General features: G+C 72.2%; 1 protein-coding gene. It reads right to left on the reverse strand.

Translation table 11 applies throughout. The features are described from left to right. Positions 1 to 341: hypothetical protein (locus tag C1J01_RS48500; RefSeq protein WP_181449396.1), on the reverse strand; the 341-nt coding region annotated here is incomplete at its 3' end. Positions 342 to 598 lie beyond the last annotated feature (257 nt).

A 598-nucleotide genomic window follows, 5' to 3' on the forward strand; every position in this document is an offset into this window, starting at 1 on the left:
TCCTTGCTCCCCGGCCCCTTGCCCGTTGTTCCCACCATTGCCACTTCCCTGGCCACCAGCCCCCTGGTCACCCGCGCCCTGATCACCGGCCCCGCGGTCACCCACGCCATTGTCACCAGCCCCGCGATTCCCAGCTCCCTGGTCACCAGCCCCGCTGCCGCCCGAACCCTGACCAGACCCCTCCGGACCACCAGTTCCCCGGTCACCCATCCCCTGATCACCAGCGCCACGGTCACCCACGCCATTGTCACCAGCCCCGCGGTCTCCAGCCCCGCGGTCTCCAGCCCCGCTGCCGCCCGAACCCTGACCAGACCCCTCCGAACCACCAGTTCCCCGGTCACCTACCCCCTGATCACCGGCGCCGCAGTCACCGGACCCGCGGTCGCCCATGCCATTGGCACCGGTCCCGCGGTCTCCGGCTTCTCGGTCACCCGTGCCTTGTCCAGATCCCTCTGGACCGCCGGCGCCTCGGTCACCCGTGCCCTGGCCAGGACCCTCCCGGTCGCCCGTGCTTCCGTCCCCGAATCCGCGGTCGCCCGTGCCCTGGTTGCCGGGGGGCGGGTTCTGGTCGGGGCCGTAGGTGTCGTCGGTCGTCGGG

The organism is Nonomuraea aridisoli (assembly GCF_003236395.1).
Lineage (GTDB): Bacteria > Actinomycetota > Actinomycetes > Streptosporangiales > Streptosporangiaceae > Nonomuraea > Nonomuraea aridisoli.